The organism is Myxococcus sp. AB036A (assembly GCF_006547355.1).
GTDB classification, from domain to species: domain Bacteria; phylum Myxococcota; class Myxococcia; order Myxococcales; family Myxococcaceae; genus Myxococcus; species Myxococcus virescens.
On sequence record NZ_VHLC01000021.1, the window covers coordinates 1 to 17318 of the forward strand.

A 17318-nucleotide genomic window follows, 5' to 3' on the forward strand; every position below is an offset into this window, starting at 1 on the left:
GGGGAAGGTGGGGGGCGGGCCCGGGCCGAGCGGCATCCGCGGCCCAGAGGTGCTGCGCGGCATAGGCGCGCCAGGGGCTCCAGGCCTCGGAGCGGCGGAGCGCTTCATCCGGAGCGGGACGCACGCCGTCGGCGCCCGTGAGCGCGCGCAGCAGCGCGACATCCGCCGAAGGGAAGGCATCCGTTTCGCGCACGGCGCGCAGCGCGATGTACTGCGCCGTCCAGTCTCCAATGCCGGGGATGCGTTTGAAGCGTTCCACGGTCTCCTCCAGCGTGGCGCGCGGCTGGAACAGCCTCGGGTCCGCGACGGCCGCGGCGGCCAGGCTCGACAAGGTCCGGGCCCTGGCGGAGGGCATCCCGAGCGAGCTCAAGTCCTCCCGCGCCAGTCTCTCCGGCCGAGGGAAGCTGTGCGTCAGACGCGCGTCTCCCGTCGATTCGACGCCAGCGGGCTCGCCATACGCCGCGACCAGCCGCGCACCCAGGCCGCGCGCCGCGGCGACCGTGACTTGCTGTCCCAACACGGCCCGGACCGCGAGCTCGAAGCCGTCCCAGCCTCCCGGTGCCCTCAGCCCCGGTCTCAGGGCCACCAGCGGCGCCAGCCAGGCGTCACGGGACAGGTGGTCCCGGATGACGTCCATGTCCGCGCCCACGTCGAAGACGCGCCGGACCTGCCCCACCACCGTGGGTAGGGCCTGGACCTGGGGGAGGCGGAGCGTCGCGAGCAACCCGTCGCGTCCAGGGGCTCGGCAGACTTCGACGGCGCCGGGACCGCCTGCGGTCGCCACCGTCCGCCGGTAGCGCCCGGCCTCGAGGTGCTCCAGTCCCGGCAAGGCCCGCGCCTCCAGGTGCGCCAGCATCGCCTCCCAGTCATAGGGGGGCTGGTAGGGGATGAAGAGTGTGACTCCCGCGGCGGCTTCGGCCACTGGCGCCCGGCTCCTGCGGAGCGCGCTGGGCGGCCGTCCGTAGAGGGCGCGGAACACGTCGTTGAAGCGGCGGACGCTGCGGAACCCCGAGGCCAGTGCCACCTCGGCCATGGGCAGGGTCGTCTCGTGCAGGAGTTGCCGGGCGAACAGCACGCGCCGCGTCTGGGCGACGGCTACGGGCGAGGCCCCCAGGTGCTGTTGGAACAACCGCCGCAACTGCCGGTCGCCCACGCCCAGCCGGCCCGCGAGCTCCTCCACCCCGGCGTCGTCGTCATCCAGGCCGCCCTCGGCGATGAGCGCCAGGGCCCGGGCGACGGTGTTGGAGGTGCCCCTCCAGAAGGCGAGGTCCGGTGACGTCTCCGGGCGGCAGCGCAGGCAGGGCCGGTAGCCCGCCTCCTGGGCCCCGGCGGCGCTCGGATAGAAGGTGCAGTTCTCGAACCGGGGCGTCCGGGCCGGGCAGATGGGTCGGCAATAGATGCGCGTCGTTCGGACGGCGGTGAAGAACCGGCCGTCGAAGCGGGCATCTCGGGTCTGCATCGCGCGGTAGCACGCGCTGGCGTCCAGGCCGTTCATGGAGGGCAAACTCCCATACCGGGTGGCCGCTGTCTGGCCGCTTTCGGACTTCAATGGCACGGGTTGGACGGGGTGCGTCATCCTTCGCGCCCGGGGTTTGGCCGCCTGGGGAGGTTGCGTTCTGTCAGGCATTGGCGACATGAGATGATCTCGACTCGACAGGGCGGTACGGCGCGTGCAGCCTTTCAAGCAAGATGCCGGAACCCCTACTTGTCGCGGCCGTGGGCGACATCCATGGCCGCTTCCACCGTGTGGAGACGTGGCTGGACGCGCTTGAGCAGGCTCGTGGCCGCCGGGTGGACCTGGTGCTGGCGGTAGGCGACGTCGAAGCCTTCCGCCGCGCGGATGACCACCGGCGCAAGGCCGCCAAGCGAGCCATGCCCGCCGAGTTCGCGGAATACGCGGATGGACTCCGGCAAGTGAAGCGGCCCCTGTACTTCATCGGGGGCAACAACGAGGACTTCGAGGCGCTGCACGACCTCCAGCTGGGCGGCACGCTGGCGCCGAACGTGACGTACCTGGGCCGAGCCGGGGTTCGCGAGCTGTGCGGACTGCGGGTGGCGTACCTGTCGGGCATCCACGCGCCGCGCTTCGTCGACCAGCCGCTGAAGCCACCTTCCACGCCGGACATGGTGAAGCAGGCCGGCTACTTCCGCACGCCGGAGGTCGAACAGGTGGCGGAGCTCCGCGACGTGGACCTGATGCTGGTCCACGAATGGCCGCGAGGCATCGTCCAGCGCGCGAGGGAGGAGAACCCGTCACCGCCAAGGCCGTTGCCCTCGTATTGGATTGGCAATCCCGTGACGCGGCGGCTGGTGGACACGGTGTTGCCGAAGTGGATGCTGTGCGGCCACTCGCACAAGGGCTTCGCGGTGACGCTGGAGGGCCCGGGACGTCCGGCCACCCGCATCGCCTGCCTGGACCAGGCGGCCAGGGCCCAGGAGTCCATCTTCTGGTTGGAGTACGAGGACCGTCAGGCCCTGCGCGCGGGCTGGGGTGTGACGGGCGCCATCTCATGGACCGCCGGCCAGCGCTGGGACATGAGCTCGCTGCCCCCGCTGGTCGCAGAGGGAGAGGGCGCCCCCGCGGAGTTCGGCCTGGGAGAGGCGATGCCGGCGCGGAACTAGAAGGTGCCGGAGATGCCCATCATCCGCGCGCTGGCCACGGGCGCCATCTGGATCTGCCCTGACTGGATGTTCGGCGTGGCCTCGCCCTTCCGGCCATGGAGCAGCAGGGGCACGGCGACGCCGACCGCCGAGCCGAGCAATGCGCCGGTGGCCACGTCCGTGAGGTAGTGCTTGTCGGCGCCCATGCGCAGCAGGCCCACGGAGGTGGCCACGGGCAGCCCCACCGCCCAGAGCCACGCCTGGTGCTTGTAGCCGCGCAGCGCGGCGACAGTGCCCGCGGACACCACCAGCGAGAAGGCGAGGTTGGTGTGGCCGCTGTAGAAGGACAGGTTGTTGTCGCTGGGATGGTCGGTGAGCGCCTTCTGGTCCTCGGGCAGGATGTGGACGAAGGGTCGCTCGCGACCGGCGATGAACTTCACCGTCTGGTTCGCCAGGGAGGCGAACACCGCGCTCTGGACGATGATGGTGGCGTCCTGGGCGAAGTAGCGACTCGGAGCGCCCGAGCCATGGCCGATGGCGTACTGGATGCCGAGCACTCCCGCTGGCAGCGCGCCGAAGCCGACGATGTTGCTCCAGTTGTGGGCCCGTTTGCGGGCGGACGGCGTCGACCCGACGATGCCGCGTCCCCAGCGGTCCAGCCGGTTGAGGCGGTCCGTCCCATCCGGCGCGCGGTCGCACCAGCGGCACTGCGCCGGGGCCAGGTTGTCCTTGAAGAACGCCTCACTGGAAATCCACAGCACGCCCGCCACGCCGGTGCTGACGCCATCCCGGGTCCAGTCGAAGCGGAGCTCATGGAGCCGCGGCTCGTCCGAGCCGCCTTGCGCGGCGGCGGGGGCGAAGGGGACGACGCTCAGCAGGACGGCAATGGCAAACGCTCGATAAGGGAGGCGCACGGCTGGCAGCATAGGGGCGCAAACCCTTCGGGTTCCAGCGAAGTCCCGTGACTTCGTGCGTTGACTCGACCCGCAGGTTTTTGGATGCGTGCCCCCTCATGCAATTGACTCCCGCCTCGGAACTGCCGCTGCGCACCCTCTCCACGCTGTTTGCTCGCGCCTTCGAGGGGTATTTCGTCACGGTGCCGGATGCCCCCAGCCTGTTCGATGCACGCGTACGCAGTGAGCACATCTCGCTCGAGGAGAGCCGCGTCGCGCGCGTGGACGGGGAGCCCGTGGGGCTCGTGTTGATGGCGCGCCGGGGACGGGAGAGCCGCGTGGCGGGCATGGGGGTGGTGCCCGCTTGGCGGAATCGCAAACTGGGAGGTGCCATGCTGCGCCCACTGCTGGAGGATGCGCGAGCACGTGGCGACACCCGGATGCTTCTGGAGGTCATCGAACAAAACGCACCCGCGGTGTCGCTCTACGAACGGCTGGGCTTCCAGCGCGTGCGCCGGCTGGTGGGCTTCATGGGGACGCCCGAGCCCTGGGTGGGGGCCTCCGCGCTGGAGGAAGTGGACCCGTGGGAGTGCGCGCGGCTGCTTCCCGAGGGATTGCCCTGGCAACTGGCTCCCGCGACAGTCATGGGGTTGGCGTTGCCCGCGCGTGCGTTCCGGCTGGGCCCCGCGGTGGCGATGGTGGCGGATGTGTCGGCGCCCACGCTGGTCGTCCGGTCCGTGGGGGTGGAGCCCTCGGCCCGGAGGCAGGGTGCTGGCCGCAGGCTCCTGGGGGCCCTGGCCGCCCGGTGGCCCGGGAAGCCGCTGGCCGTAAGCGCCGTCGTGCCGGAAGGCCCCCTGGCGCGCTTCTTCCTGGGGGCGGGATTGGGGGCGACTCCGCTCACACAGCTCGAGTTGGAGCTGCCACTGGAGGTGCGCTCATGAGCCCTCGCGAATCGCTGTGAATCCGGGAGGCCCGGCGCGAATATCGATGGACTGGCCGGGAATACGCGGACAGCGGCCGGGCAGGCACGGAAAGGACCTGGGCGGCGGGCCTTGAATGGAGCATGAAAGTCACCCGCCCGGTCGTTCTAGAATCCGCCCCGCATGCCCCTTCGCTCTGGCCACACCCTCCACGTGTTCCCCGACGCCGGCCGGCGCCAGGCCGCGTTGCGGGCCATGGGCGACGCCAGCGGGTTGAGCGTGGGCGCGCACCTGCTGACCTGGGAGGAGATGCTGCAGGCGCTGGGCGGCGCGCGGGAGCTCAACCGGCGTCCGTGCCCGGCGGTGGCGGCGCGAGCGGTGGTGGCCTCCCTGGGATTGGAGCTGGGGCCCACGCCTTTCGGCGACTATGTGCGAGAGCCCGCCTTCGCGCGCGCCGCGCTGGACGTGGTGCTGGACCTGAAGGCCGGGCGCCTGTCCGCTCGGGAGCTTCAAGACGCGGTGGAAGTCCTGCCGCAGGAGCGCAGGACGCGAATCCGCGTGATTGCGCGCCTGTACCACCTGTACGAGCAGCGGATGGCGGAGCTCTGTCTCGCCGACCGCGAGGATGTGCTGCGCGGTGCACGCGAGGCGCTGGGCCGAGGCGCATGGCCCGTGGGGTGGGAGGGGCTGAGCACGCTCGTGCTGCACGGCGTGTACGACGTGCGGCCCTCGGGGCTGGAGTTGTTGCTGGCGTTGGCGGCGGCGTGTGAGTCCCGTCGGGTGACGTTGCGCGTGGAGACGCCGGTGGGAGGCTCGCCCGCGGCGGACGCGGCGCTGACGGCGCTGTTCCGCGCCTTCGAGAACCGCGGCGATTCCATGACGCACGTGGACCTCTTCAAGGCGGACGTCACCTTCGAGGGCCGGCCTTTCATCGACCTGGGGCGCCACCTCTTTTCACCTCGGGCGCCGCGCGACGTGTTGAAGGACGCGGTGCCGTCCCTGCGCGTGTGGAAGGCGGCCACGGCAAGGGACGAGGCGCGTCTGTTGGCCCGGGACGTCCGGCGCTTGCTGGCAGAAGGCGTGGCGCCCGGCGACATCGCGGTGGCGTACCGCGAGCTGGGGCCCGAGGCGGGCTGGCTCGCGGAGTCGCTGGGGGAGTTGGGCGTGCCGGTACGCCTGCCCTTCGGCGAGCCGCTGGGACTCGCCGGGCCCGTGCGTCTGGCGCTGGACCTGCCGCTGCTCGTGGAGGATGGCTTCCCGGTGGAGCGCATGGCGGACCTGATGGGCAGCCGCTATGCGCCCACGTTGTCTCAGGGGGGACCGGACGCGCCCGCGACGCTCTTCGCCCAGGCTGCCGTGCGTGATGACCGGTTGGGTGCGTTGCGGAACCGGGGCGCCTACGACGTGCGGCTGGACGGGCTGGCCCGGCGGATGCTCGCGCTCAGCGGTACGCGCAAGGCGCAGGACAGCAGCCGCGTCCACGCCGTGAAGCTGCTGCGGGAGCGTTGCCTGCTGTTGGTGGAAGCGTGCCGCCGCATTCCCGAAGAAGGCACCGCCGTGGAGTTGCTCGCGGCGTGGTGGCAGGTGGTGGAGCGGCTGGGCCTCGTGGACTCAGAAGGCGCGTTGGCGCCTCGCGAGGAGGGTGGATTGGGGGCGCGCGCGGCGGATGCTCGGGCACGGGATGATGCCGCGCGTGAAGCGCTCCGCCTTCGGGTGCAGGGCCTGACGCGGATGATGAATGCGGTGGGCGGCGGACCGAAGATGCGCCGCCGCACGTTTGGCCGCTGGCTGCGTGACGCAATGGCGGACGCGCACCTTCCTCCGCGTGGACCCCGTGGCGCCGCCGTCGAAGTGCTCGACGTGGCCGAGCTGCCGGGCCGCTCCTTCCAGCACCTTTTCCTCGCGGGACTGACGGAAGGCCGCTTCCCTGGGCGTGAAGCACCGTCTCCGCTGTTGGCGGACGCGGAGCGCGCGGCGCTCAACAAGCACCTGGGCCGTGACGTCTTCCGCCTCACGGGCGGCGAGTTCGATGAGCGCGCGGCCTGGCGTCTCACCGAGGACCGTCTGCTGTTCGCCAGCGCGTTGGCCGCCGCCGAGGCGACCGTCAGCCTGTCCTTCGCGGTGGAGTCCGCGGGAGGCCAGGAGCAGGTGCCGTCGGCGTTCCTGGAAGAGGTGCGCCGGCTCACCGCGCTGAAGTGGGAGCCGCGCTCGCTGTCACCCATTCCACCGCTGGACGAGGTGCTCACCGAGTCCGAGCTGCGTCGCTGCGTGGCGCTGGAAGCCCTGTCCCAGCCCAAGCTGCGGGTCACCGAGCCCGACGCCGCTGCCTCGGTGCTCCGGCGCCGCTTCGCGTCCGAGGCCTGGTACGCGGGCGCGCGCGAGCTGTCCGAAGTGGAGATGGAGCGCCTGTTTTTCTTCGGCGATCCGAAAGTGCAGCCCGGCCCGTACTCCGGCTCGGTGGACCTCGACACGCAGCGCGAGTCCCTGCGCGAGACGTTCCGCTTCGACATCACCCGGCCGCTCTCCGCGTCGGCGCTGGCGCGCTTTGGCAACTGCGGCTTCCAGGGCTTCCTCTCGTATGGTCTGAAGGTGGCCGAACCAGACGTGCCCGGCGAGGAGTTCGACGCCCGGGGCCGTGGCACCTTCTGGCACAAGGTGGTGGAGGAGGTCTTCGCGGCGCTGAAGGAGAAGCAGTTGCTGGGCAAGGCGCCGGAGGAGGTTCCGGACGAGGTGCTGGACGCTGCGCTCAAGGCCGCCATCAAGGACTTCGAGCGCGTGCACCACGTGGGACATCCCGAGCTGTGGAAGCTGGCGCACGAGCGGGCCCGGGCGATGGCTCGCCGCATCCTCGTGGACGAGCGGCGCGGCCTGCCCTTCGACGCGATGACGCCGGAGAACTTCGAGTTCCGCTTCGGCCCCGCCGCCCGTGACGACAAGTGGAGCAACGTCGTGCTGCACGCAGGCGAGGAGCCCGTGTACTTCGAGGGCACCATCGACCGGCTGGATAAGTCGGGCGGCGAGGTGGGCGTCATCGACTACAAGTCGGGTCGGCTGAACGAACGCTTGCTGAAGGAGCGGTTGCTGACGTCGGACTTCCAACTCCCGTTGTACCTCTACGCGGCGCGCGAGAGTGGCCACAAGAACGCACGACAGGCCGCGTGGTTCTCCCTGCGCACGGGCAAGGCCATCCGCCTGTCCGAGGTCATCTCCGACGCGGAGCTGGACGAGCTGCTGTCGAAGGACCCCGAGGTCCGCGCGAAGGTGGCGGAGAAGGAGGGCCTCAACCTGCCCAACGCTGTGGAGGCGCTGGTGGGCACGTTGCGGAAGGGCCAGTTCGCCGCGCGGCCGCAGGACTGCGGGACGTGTGGCTATCGCGCGGTGTGCCGGATTACGGACAGGCGCGTCACGGAGGACGGTGGATGAGCGGCGAGCCGTCCCTCTTCGCGCTGGAGCGCAACCTCGCCCTGATGGCGGGCGCCGGCGCGGGCAAGACCTACAGCCTGGTCACCATGACGTTGCACCTGATGGCTGGCGCGCGCGAGGCCGGCGGTGCGGTACGCCCGTCACGGCTGTGCATGCTCACGTTCACGGACAAGGCCGCCGCGGAGATGCGCTCACGCGTCCGCCAGCGACTGGACGCGCTGGCCCAGGGCGAGACGCGTCTGGACCAGGAAGCGGAGCTGCGAGCGTCGCTGGCGCGCCTGGACAAGCCCTTCCCCCTTCCAGATGCCTGGCGGCAACTGCGTGAGGAGCTGGGCGCGGCCACGGTGGGGACCTTCCATTCGCTGTGCGGCCAGTTGCTGCGCCGCGCGCCGCCCGCGGTGGGCATCGACCCGAACTTCGAGGTGCTGGACTCGCTGGAGGCGGCGGGGCTGGTGCAGGACGTCTGCGAGCGCGTGGTGCTGGACGCGCTGGAGGTCGGTGACGCGCAGGTCCGGGAGCTGTGCCAGGAGCTGGGCTTCTCTGGCTCGGGCTTCTCCGACGGGCTCGTGGCCGCGTTGATGTCCGTCTACGGCAAGCTGCGCGAGGAAGGGCTGCGCGCGGAGAAGGCCGCCGTGAGTGACGCCGCCGAAGCGCGCGCGGAGCTGGAGTCGTCCATCACGCAGTGCCTGGAGCTGTGCGCCGAGGCGCGGGGCTTGGATGCGAAGGGCGAGTGGAGCCGGTTGCTGGGTGGGTTGGAGCGCGCGCTCAACGGCATGACGCCGGAGAACTTCGGACAGGGCGAGCGTTACCCCTGGCTGCGCGCGTGCTTCAAGGCGGACGGCCGCAACTTCTCGCGGCTCAGCAAGGGGGCCGCGGGGCCCATTCGAGCGCTCTACTGGCGCATCTTCGGCAAGAGCGATGGCTCCGTGCCCCGGCTGGATGATGCCTGGGCCGCCTGGCGCACCGCGCCCTTCGAGGTGACGTTCCGCGAGCTGCTGACGCGCGTGGAGACGCGGCACGACACGGAGCTGTCCCGCCGCAACGTGCTGGACTTCACGTCCCTGCTGGTGAAGTCGCGCGACCTGCTCCGGGCACACCCGGAGTTCCGCCGACAGGTGCAGGAGCGCATCGGCGCGCTGCTGGTGGACGAGTTCCAGGACACCAACCGCCTCCAGTTGGAGCTGGTGCTGCTGCTGGCGGAGCGGCGTGAAGACGGTCCGCGCGAGCTGGCGCCGGACGTGGACCTGGTGACGGCGCTGCCGCTGGAGCCCGCCTTCCTCTGCGCGGTGGGTGATCGCAAGCAGTCCATCTACGAGTTCCGTGGCGCGGACGTGTCCGTCTTCTCCGTGCTGGCGACGAAGCTGGTGGATGAGGGCGGCACGCGCGGGTTCCTCCAACACAACTACCGCTCGGTGCCCGGGCTGCTGTCGTTCTTCAACCGCGCCTTCGCGGGGGTGCTCGTCGCCGCCGATTCCGGGGCGCCTCGGCCCTTCGAGGTCATCTACGTCCCGGAGCAGGATGACCTCTCTGCGGCGAGGTCGTCGCTGACGGATGTGCAGGTGGTGGAGCGGCTGCAACTGGAAGAAGCGGACACGTCGGCGGACCTGCGCTGGCTGGACGCGGATGCGATTGCCCGCCGGCTGCGGTGCCTGCTGGCGCCAGGGGCACCGCCGTCCGTGGCGCGCGAGGATGGCGAAGGGCTGCGTCCCGCGCGAGGCGGCGATGTGGCCATGCTCTTCCGGACCTTCACGCATCTGGAGGTGTACCGGCAGGCGCTCATCCGCCACGGTGTCCCGCACCGCGTGCTGCGCGGTCGTGGCTTCTACGGCGCGCAGGAGGTGCTGGATTTGGCCTCGCTGCTCGCGCTGTTGGCGGATGCAGAGGATGCGTTGGCCTTCGCGGCGGTGCTGCGCTCGCCCCTGGTGGGGCTGAAGGATTCGTCGCTGTTCCTCCTGGCGGGGGACGCGCCCCTATCCTTGTCGTCACCCCGGTTGACGGACCCGGAGGTGTTGGCGTCGTTGTCCGAGCGAGAGCGTCAGCGCCTGGAGTGTTTCCTCGCCGCGCTTCCCGGCTTGCGACGCGAGCGCGACCGGCTGGGCGTGCGCGAGTTGCTGGTGTCCGCGCTGGACGTGACGGGCTACCGCGAGGCGCTCGCGGGCTCGCCCTACGCGGAGCAGGCCAGCGCCAACGTGGAGAAGCTGCTGGCGCTGGCGTCACGCCGGGACGAGCGCGGCACGGGAGGCTGCGTGGCCTTCGCGCGCGAGCTGCGAATGCTGGCGGAGAACAACCCCACGGAGGCCCAGGCGGACCTGCTGGACGCGAGCGACCCTCGCGCGGTGCAACTCCTCACCATCCACAGCGCGAAGGGCCTGGAGTGGCCGGTGGTGGTGGTGCCCTCGATGGGCAGCCGGAGGCGTGGCACCTCGGGGCGTGTCCACTTCGAGCGCACGCACGGCATCTCCCTGCAGCCGTGGGTGCCGGACTCGCTGGATGATGACTACACCTCCAGCCGCTTCAAGGCGGTGCGCGCGGAGCTGAAGGCACGCGAGGGCGCCGAGTACCGCCGCTTGCTCTACGTCGCGCTCACGCGCGCCAAGGACATGTTGGTGCTGGCGGGCGGCGCGGAGCGAAGCGGTGGCAAGGACTCCTGGTGGCACCTCATCGACGGGCGCTTGGACGTGGACGCGGAGCTGCGGGGCCTTGTCGATGACCTGGACGTCGACTCGCTCCCGCCGCCAGCGGATCCGGAGCCGCCCGGTCCAGAGGCCTTGTTGCTCGCCGAGGCGCGCGTCGAAGCCGCGCTGCTGCGAGTGCGGGGGCAGCATGTCGCGTACGCCGAATCACTGGGTGCGGCCGTGGCTTCCGCGGAGGCGTTGCAGGACTTCATTGCCTGTCCGCGCCGCTTCCACTACGTGCACAGGCTGGGGCTTCGCGGTGCGCCGTGGCCCTGGGAGGTGCCACCCCGTGGCGCGCCGCCCCTGGTGGAGCCCGACGGCTGGCTCCCTGTCGAGCGTCCGGAGGACCTGGTGCAGCGGCTGCTTCGCGGCGTCGACCTCCGACTCGCGGCGCCGGATGTGGACACTTCGGAGCGCAGTGCTCACCTGGAGACGCTGCTGCGTGACGCGGGCGCGCTGCCGGACGAAGAGGGCATGGGCGAGGTGCTGCGCACCGTGGAGCGCTTCCTGACGTCGTCGTTCGCGCGTCAACTGGCGAGCGCGCCGTCACAGACAATTCACCGGAGCCTTCCGTTCATGCTTGCCCTGGAGGGCGAGGTGGGTGTCGAGGGGGCGGTGGACCTGCTGTGGGAGTCACCCCAAGGGGAGGCCGTGGTGGTGACCTTCAAACACGGCGGGCGTCATCCGCTGGGAGCGGCCGCGTACACCTACGAGCTGGCGGCGCTGGGGCTGGTGGCTCGGCGGATGGTGCGAGAAGGGGTGCCGGTGCGGGTGGGAGTCGTCTTCCTGAAAGAGTCCCAGCCAGAGCCTGAGTGGCTGTCCGGGACGAGGGGCCTGGAGGAGGCAGCCGGGCGGCTCGCGGGGGCAGCACGGGCCGTGGCACGCGGTGAAGCGAGGGGTGAATGGGATGGGAGGGAGAAGGCAGCCTGCCAGGCCCTGCATTGTGGCTTCGCGGAACACTGTCACCCGGCCCCCCGCGCGTGCTAAGCGGCGAGCACCATGCCGAACGTCGTCGTCATCGGAGCGCAGTGGGGAGATGAGGGGAAGGGCAAGGTCGTTGACCTGCTCACCGAACACGCCCAGGTCGTCGTCCGCTTCCAGGGCGGCAACAACGCGGGCCACACGCTGGTGGTGGGTGGGCAGAAGACCGTTCTCCACCTGATTCCCTCGGGTATCCTCCACCCTGGGAAGACGTGTGTGATTGGCAACGGAGTGGTGGTGGATCCTGCCGTCCTCGTCGGGGAGATTGACGCGCTGAAGGTGCGCGGCTTCCTGAAGGACGACGCGCAGCTCCTCATCTCCGACAATGCCCACGTCATCTTCCCGTGGCACAAGCTGCTGGACAGCTTCCGCGAGAAGGCGCGCGGCGGCAGCGCCATTGGCACCACGGGCCGGGGCATTGGCCCCGCGTACGAGGACAAGGTGGCCCGTCGCGGCATCCGCGTGCGGGACCTGCTCAACGCGGACCGGCTGCGCACGCGCATCGAGGCCCGGCTGCCGGCGGCGCTGGACGAGCTGAAGGACCTGTGCGCGCAGGCGGGCGACCCGGTGCCGCAGCTCGAGGTGCCGCAGATACTGGCGGAGTTCACCGGCCTGGGCGAGCGGCTCAAGCCCTTCGTCCACGACGCCTCGCTCTATCTGTCCGGTCAGGTGCGCCGCGGCGCCCGCATCCTCTTCGAGGGCGCGCAGGGCACGCTGCTGGACGTGGACCACGGCACCTATCCCTTCGTGACGTCCTCCAACTGCGTGGCGGGCAACGCGGCGGTGGGCTCGGGCCTGGGGCCCACGGCCATCGACAAGGTGATGGGCATCAGCAAGGCCTACACCACGCGCGTGGGCGGCGGTCCGTTCCCCACGGAGCTGCACGACGCCATCGGCGACCAGCTGCGCAAGATGGGCGACGAGTTCGGCACCACCACCGGCCGTCCCCGTCGCTGCGGGTGGCTGGACGGCGTGGTGCTGCGCTACGCCTCGCGCGTCAACGGCCTGTGGGGCATGGCCCTCACCAAGCTGGACGTGCTCAGCGGCCTCAAGACGCTGCAGATCTGCACCGCGTACGAGCTGGACGGCCAGAAGGTGACGGAGCTGCCCGGCGACTACGAGGACCTCGCGCGCGTCAAGCCCATCTACGAGACGCTCCAGGGCTGGGACGAGCAGATCGCCGGTGTGCGGACCTTCGACGAGCTGCCGGAGAACGCCAAGCGCTACGTGCGCCGGGTGGAAGAGGTCAGCGGCGTCCCCGTGGTGTGCGTCTCCGTGGGCGCCGACCGCGGTGAGACGGTGCTGCTCCAGAACCCGTTCCGGAGCTGAGCGGAGGCGAAGGGCTGGCGTCGCTCGCGGGCGTGCTGACGCGGCCCTGGTTTTTCTGCTACGGCTTCCGGATCGATACCCCGGGAGCCGTCATGGTCGTCTTGCGCAGCTTCGTCATCGCGCTGTCCGCGGCAATGCTGCTGGGGGCCGCGGAGCCATCCGCCGCGGCCCGGGCCGCATTCCTGCGCGGGGAGTCGGCGCTGGCGCGTGGCCGCTGGGATGACGCGGCCACCGCCTACCGCGAGGCCCTGGCTGACACGCCCGGCTATCCCTCCGCCCTCAATGGGCTGGGCAGCGTGCTCTTCCGCAAGGGGCAGGTGCAGGAGGCGCTCACGCTCTTTCGTGACGCCGCGAAGGCCGACCCTGGCTTCAAGATGGCCTGGTTCAACCTGGGCTATGCCGCGCGGAAGACGGGCGATGCGGCCACCGCGGCACAGGCCTACGAGCGCTACACCGAGCTCGAGCCCGGCGACGCGGACGGCTTCTACGGGCTGGGGGAGAGTTACCGGCAGCTCGGCCAGAAGGACAAGGCGATTCCCGCGTACCAGGCGTACATCGCCCGTGAGCAGCGCAAGGGGGAGCAGGTCTGGGTCCGCAAGGCGACCGAACACTTGAAGGCCATGGGCGCAGAGCCGCTCGCGGTGGCCACCGCGCCGGCCGCTGCGACGCCCTCGGCGGCGCCCGCCGTGGAATCCGTGACGTCCAATCCGGCGCTGGCGGCGTCGCGCATCCGTGACGGCGACGCCTTGATGAAGGAGCGCCGCTACCGCGAGGCGGCCTTCGCCTTCCTGGATGCGTCCCACGCGGATGCGGGCCATGTGGAGGCCTTGTTCAAGCTGGGCAACGCCTTGGCGGTGCTGGGCTACTACGGGCAGGCGGTGGCGCAGTGGGAGCGGGCCACCGCGCTCACGAAGGACGCGGCCATCCAGCAGAGCGCGAAGGAGAACATCGACCGCGCGCGGGCGAAGATGGCGCAGGCGGGCGTTTCTCCCCAGGCCGCGGGACAGGCACCGGGCTCCGGCCCCGTGGCCGACACGACGCGCGCGCTGGCGCGCCGGGCGTATGAGCAGGGCGTACAGCGCATCGCCAGCAAGGACTTCAGTGGCGCGCTGACCAGCCTCACCCAGGCCATCCAACTCGAGCCCATGCTGGCCGTGGCCTTCGTCGCGCGAGGCAGCGCCAACATCGGCCTGCGTCGCTACGCGGAAGCCGCGGCGGACTATCAGTACGCCTTGGAGCTGGAGCCCGGCTCGGCGTCTCCGCTTTACGGGCTGGCCGAATCTTTCCGCGCGATGGGCCGCACGCTGGAGGCACGCGACCTCTACGAGCGCTATGCCGCTTCCTCCTCCGCGGACGTCCGCCCCCAGCTTCAGGAGGAATCCCGACAGAAAGCGGCGCGCCTGCGTTGACCGGCAGGCAGGACGCCTGTGGGTCGGTGGACCGTGTCAGCCCCAAGCATTAGCTTCCATAAATGACCGGGCGCGACGCGGAACCGAACGGACGGCAGGTCTTCAGACCCCGACGGGTCCTCGCAGCGGCCATGGCCGCCGCGGGTCTCCTCTGGGTTGCCGTGTTGGTGTACCTCCTCCGATTCTTCGATGAGGTCCCGCTCAAGACCTTCCTCTCAGCGGGCTTTTTCGTCCTCTTCTTCGCCGTGTCGCTCATGTACTACGGGCGCACGCACATCGTGGTGGATGCCCGGGGCTTGACCTACCGAGGCATGGTGCGGACGCGGCGCTTCACCTTCGCGGACATCCGCAAGCTCGATGTCCTGCCTGGGCCCGTGACGGTCTACGCCATCCGGGGCAAGGCGGGCCTCGTCCACTTCACCAGCTTCTTCAGGCACCATCAGCAGCTCGCGCGGCTCCTCGTGGAGCGCGCGGGGCTGGGCCCCATTCCAGGCTGAGCCCCGCGTCAGCTTCCCGTTGCGAGCAGCCACGTGACGGCCACGCCCACGGAGGCGGCCACCGCGCCCAGTCCAATCAGCCACCATTCGCCGCGAGGCTTGGGCACGCTGGGAGGTGCCTCGGGCGTGCACTCCACCGTGACTTCGGTGGGAGTAGGGCTGACCGCGCCAGCGGACGATTCCTGCTCGCCAGCAGGCGAGGCGGCGGGAGGGGGCTCCTCCACGGCGGCCTGGAAGCGGAGCAATGAACGGCCCAGTTCAATGACGTCGCCATCCGCCAGCGGAACCCGGGATTCGACGCGCTGGCCATTGAGGAAGACGCCGTTGGGGCTGCCCAGGTCCTCCAGGGAGAATCCCCCCTCGCGGTGGAGGACGCGCGCATGCGTCCTGGATACGGCCCGGTCTCTCAGCCGCATCGCCACGTCGCTGCCCCGGCCGATGTCCGTCTGTGCCTCGGCGAGCGCATGGACGCGCCCGACATCCAGTCCCGTGAGGCAGGTGAGGGTGGCCGCGCGCGATGGGGCCGGTTCATCCGTTCCCGTCAGCAGTCCCTTGAGGAGCGCCACGGTGCCCAGCCCGCGCTCACTGACGGCCTCTTGAAGCACGCGCAGTCCCATGTCGTCGGGCAGGCCGAGCGCCTCTCCGGGAATCACCAGCCTCGGGACACCCGGGGGGACCAGCACGCCATTGACGGAGAAGGTGCGCGCGGCCTCGACCATGAGCCGCTGTGCCTCGATGCGCAGACTGAGAAGGCTCGGGGGCAGGCCCTCCAGTCGGATGTGGTCATCCGGGCCGCCTCCCAGGAGGTGGATGCCATCGGAGAGCTCGAAGGGGGTGGTGGAGCCCAGGTGTTCGAATTCGAAGCGCATGGGGCAGCCCGGAAGCAACGGGCCGGCCGTCCCAGGAGGCCAGGGTTCCGCGGACTTGCCGTCCATGTGCGTCCCGGTGGCGATGGGGCCGTCCGAAGCGCGAGACACCCGCGGAGGAAACGCGGACCTGGCTCAGGCGGCGCGCGGCTTCTCGGCGGCTGGCGACTGGCTGGCACCGGAGCCCGTTCGTGTGCCGGGATACACGGCCACGGCCGAGCCGTCCGCGACGAAGGCGGAGCTGGGCTTGCCGCGCAGGAAGGGGACGAACCTCGCGCCGTACATGCCTTCCACGTCGACATCGAGCGCGGTGGTGTCCACCTGCCACACGGACCAGCGGGGATGCTCCACGCGGTACTCCGCGCAGCCGCCGTCCCGTTGCGCTGTGTAGCCCCAGTAGTGCTCGGTGATGAACTCCGCCTCCGAGCCAGGCTCGCTGGCCTGCGGCGGACCGAGCGTCGTCGCCGCCAGGTGCTGCCACTTTCCCCCCGCCTTCCACGCATATTCGACGCGGCCAGGGGCGCCGGTGTGCGCGCCTTCCATCTCCACGACGTGCCGCATGGGCAGCGCGACATACGGCTCGTTGTAGAGCACGCGCGCCACGGTGGCGATGGCCTGTCGCGGGACGATTTCCTTCACGAACACCACGCCTCGCCGCCAGCCTTCAGGGCCGAGGTGGCGCACGTAGAAGCGCAGGTTCACCTCATCGAAGTTGCGGTGGAACGGCACGGGCAGTCCCCGCACGCGCGTGTCGAGGAACCGGAAGCCCACCATGCTGGCGAAGGTCCGGCCCTGCCAGGTGTCCAGCTCCGTGTCACGAGGGACGAGGGGGCGCAGTACCTCCGGGTCCACCTCGTAGTTGAGCATGACGAGATACCGCCACTCCGCCGTGAGGAAAGGGCGCATGCCTCCGTCCTAATGCGGCGTCGTCTCCTAGCGCCACCCCGTCTGACGGCGGGCGTGCGTCGCGCTCACCCCTCGCAGAAGCCGGCATTCTGCGACGGGGGGCGCTCGGCGGAGGCCGGGTGTCCGGGCCCGCTCCATGCCCAGGCACAGGTGGCCGCGTCGCTACCAGGTCGCGCCGATGTTGACGGTGCCCGCGTAGCTGCCGCCGCTGCTGAAGTTCCGGTCGCCAATTGTGACGTCACCGGGCGGGGCGTTCGCCGCGAACTGCTGGTCCAGGAGGAAGCTGTACTGGAGCCGGGCATCGGCGGTGAAGTTGCCCATGTGGACACGCAGGCCGCCGCCCAACGGGATGTTGCCCGCCGTGTCATCCGCGAAGGCGACCGTGGGGGCCCGCACGTTGTACCGGCTGATGCCCACGCCGCCCAGGACGTAGGGCTGCACGGGCGCGGCACCCAGGCCCAGTGTGGCCACCACGTGCGCACCGTTTCGTACCAGGTCCGGGCCGCTCCGGGCGCCCGTCACCACACGCTGGTCGAACTCGTTGAGGGCGCCCGAGTAGCCCAGTTCGATGCCCAGCACCTTCGTGGGCTTGATGGCCACCGTCACGCCGTAGCCAAGGCCCGGGTTGATGTCGGAGCCCAGTGCGCTCGTGTAGCCCTCGACACCGCCGCCCACCAGGAACGTCAGTCCACGCATGTCCGCGGAGGACTCCAGCCGCTCCTGTGCCATGGCGCTCCCTGCTCCCAGCACACCCACCACCGCACCCAACTTGAGTAGAGTTTTCATTCGCGCCTCCCTTGGGCCTGAACCGCTGGTTG

12 protein-coding genes are annotated in these 17318 nt (G+C 70.6%); 7 read left to right on the plus strand and 5 right to left on the minus strand.

Annotated features, from left to right (window positions below):
- Nucleotides 1-1495 (minus strand): AlkA N-terminal domain-containing protein (locus FL344_RS11280; RefSeq protein WP_141618520.1); only part of this gene is annotated, 1495 nt, incomplete at its 3' end.
- Between the two features lie 194 nt (nt 1496-1689).
- Between FL344_RS11280 and FL344_RS11285 the strand changes: the two genes are divergently transcribed.
- A complete protein-coding gene (locus tag FL344_RS11285; protein ID WP_141618521.1) occupies nt 1690-2622 on the plus strand; it encodes a metallophosphoesterase in 933 nt (310 codons plus the stop codon).
- Here the strand turns inward: FL344_RS11285 and FL344_RS11290 are convergent.
- The gene (locus tag FL344_RS11290) at nt 2619-3527 is read right to left on the minus strand and encodes a phosphatase PAP2 family protein (protein ID WP_141618522.1); all 909 of its coding nucleotides are present in this window, start codon (nt 3525-3527) and stop codon (nt 2619-2621) included. The two genes, FL344_RS11285 and FL344_RS11290, sit on opposite strands and share 4 nt — an antisense overlap.
- Nucleotides 3528-3613: 86 nt before the next feature.
- Between FL344_RS11290 and FL344_RS11295 the strand changes: the two genes are divergently transcribed.
- The 6 genes from FL344_RS11295 to FL344_RS11320 all read left to right on the plus strand — a co-directional run bounded on the left by FL344_RS11295 (nt 3614) and on the right by FL344_RS11320 (nt 14728).
- Nucleotides 3614-4435, plus strand: coding sequence for a GNAT family N-acetyltransferase (locus FL344_RS11295; RefSeq protein WP_141618523.1), 822 nt, complete (start codon nt 3614-3616; stop codon nt 4433-4435).
- Between the two features lie 162 nt (nt 4436-4597).
- Nucleotides 4598-7837, plus strand: coding sequence for a PD-(D/E)XK nuclease family protein (locus tag FL344_RS11300; protein WP_141618524.1), 3240 nt, complete (start codon nt 4598-4600; stop codon nt 7835-7837).
- On the plus strand, nt 7834-11499 hold the full coding sequence (locus tag FL344_RS11305; protein ID WP_141618525.1) for a UvrD-helicase domain-containing protein: 3666 nt from the start codon (nt 7834-7836) through the stop codon (nt 11497-11499). Before FL344_RS11300 ends, FL344_RS11305 begins: the two co-directional genes overlap by 4 nt.
- A gap of 12 nt (nt 11500-11511) precedes the next feature.
- Nucleotides 11512-12822, plus strand: a complete 1311-nt coding sequence (locus FL344_RS11310) for an adenylosuccinate synthase (RefSeq protein ID WP_141589110.1) — start codon at nt 11512-11514, stop codon at nt 12820-12822.
- A gap of 92 nt (nt 12823-12914) precedes the next feature.
- On the plus strand, nt 12915-14231 hold the full coding sequence (locus tag FL344_RS11315; protein ID WP_194858265.1) for a tetratricopeptide repeat protein: 1317 nt from the start codon (nt 12915-12917) through the stop codon (nt 14229-14231).
- Between the two features lie 62 nt (nt 14232-14293).
- Nucleotides 14294-14728, plus strand: coding sequence for a PH domain-containing protein (locus FL344_RS11320; protein WP_141589108.1), 435 nt, complete (start codon nt 14294-14296; stop codon nt 14726-14728).
- Between the two features lie 8 nt (nt 14729-14736).
- On the opposite strand, the gene FL344_RS11325 is transcribed toward FL344_RS11320, so the two are convergent.
- From FL344_RS11325 to FL344_RS11335, 3 genes are all read right to left on the minus strand, one after another.
- Nucleotides 14737-15597 carry an FHA domain-containing protein gene (locus FL344_RS11325; protein ID WP_141618526.1) on the minus strand — a complete coding sequence of 287 codons (861 nt, stop codon included), beginning with the start codon at nt 15595-15597 and terminating at the stop codon, nt 14737-14739.
- A 132-nt stretch (nt 15598-15729) separates the two neighbouring features.
- Nucleotides 15730-16500 carry a YqjF family protein gene (locus tag FL344_RS11330; RefSeq protein ID WP_141589106.1) on the minus strand — a complete coding sequence of 257 codons (771 nt, stop codon included), beginning with the start codon at nt 16498-16500 and terminating at the stop codon, nt 15730-15732.
- 162 nt (nt 16501-16662) lie between these two features.
- Nucleotides 16663-17286, minus strand: coding sequence for a hypothetical protein (locus tag FL344_RS11335; protein ID WP_228564952.1), 624 nt, complete (start codon nt 17284-17286; stop codon nt 16663-16665).
- Between the last annotated feature and the right edge of the window lie 32 nt (nt 17287-17318).

Coding starts and splice junctions, on each gene's coding strand:
- FL344_RS11285 (WP_141618521.1), top strand. CDS start 1,690: ATGCCGGAACCCCTACTTGTCGCGGCCGTGGGCGACATCCATGGCCGC.
- FL344_RS11290 (WP_141618522.1), bottom strand. CDS start 3,527: ATGCTGCCAGCCGTGCGCCTCCCTTATCGAGCGTTTGCCATTGCCGTC.
- FL344_RS11295 (WP_141618523.1), top strand. CDS start 3,614: ATGCAATTGACTCCCGCCTCGGAACTGCCGCTGCGCACCCTCTCCACG.
- FL344_RS11300 (WP_141618524.1), top strand. CDS start 4,598: ATGCCCCTTCGCTCTGGCCACACCCTCCACGTGTTCCCCGACGCCGGC.
- FL344_RS11305 (WP_141618525.1), top strand. CDS start 7,834: ATGAGCGGCGAGCCGTCCCTCTTCGCGCTGGAGCGCAACCTCGCCCTG.
- FL344_RS11310 (WP_141589110.1), top strand. CDS start 11,512: ATGCCGAACGTCGTCGTCATCGGAGCGCAGTGGGGAGATGAGGGGAAG.
- FL344_RS11315 (WP_194858265.1), top strand. CDS start 12,915: ATGGTCGTCTTGCGCAGCTTCGTCATCGCGCTGTCCGCGGCAATGCTG.
- FL344_RS11320 (WP_141589108.1), top strand. CDS start 14,294: ATGACCGGGCGCGACGCGGAACCGAACGGACGGCAGGTCTTCAGACCC.
- FL344_RS11325 (WP_141618526.1), bottom strand. CDS start 15,597: ATGCGCTTCGAATTCGAACACCTGGGCTCCACCACCCCCTTCGAGCTC.
- FL344_RS11330 (WP_141589106.1), bottom strand. CDS start 16,500: ATGCGCCCTTTCCTCACGGCGGAGTGGCGGTATCTCGTCATGCTCAAC.
- FL344_RS11335 (WP_228564952.1), bottom strand. CDS start 17,286: ATGAAAACTCTACTCAAGTTGGGTGCGGTGGTGGGTGTGCTGGGAGCA.